The following is a 267-nucleotide window of genomic DNA, read 5'->3' on the forward strand; positions in this document are numbered from 1 at the left end:
CACGCCTTGCGCATCGCTATAAACGATGTCAAAAGCGGCGTTACTGCCTTCATCAACAATGGGCTGTTTCACCGTGCTGTCAGTACGATAATCGTAAACCGATTTCGAGGCGAACTGCGGACGGATCCCCGGCAATGCATCGGCAGGCCAGATAGCCTGCTCAGCGCGGCGCGTCACCGGGCGACCGCCCGATTCCAGCAAACTACCCTGGAAAATAACCTGTAATGGGGAATGCGTTTCCTTCCACTGGCTTTCTGTAGAAACTTC

At 54.7% G+C, this 267-nt stretch carries 1 protein-coding gene; it reads right to left on the reverse strand.

Annotated features, from left to right (window positions below; translation table 11 throughout):
- Window positions 1-267: hypothetical protein (locus CVH10_RS21160; RefSeq protein WP_219924944.1), on the reverse strand; the 267-nt coding region annotated here is incomplete at both ends.

Source organism: Halomonas sp. ND22Bw (assembly GCF_003011945.1).
Lineage (GTDB): Bacteria > Pseudomonadota > Gammaproteobacteria > Pseudomonadales > Halomonadaceae > Halomonas > Halomonas halophila.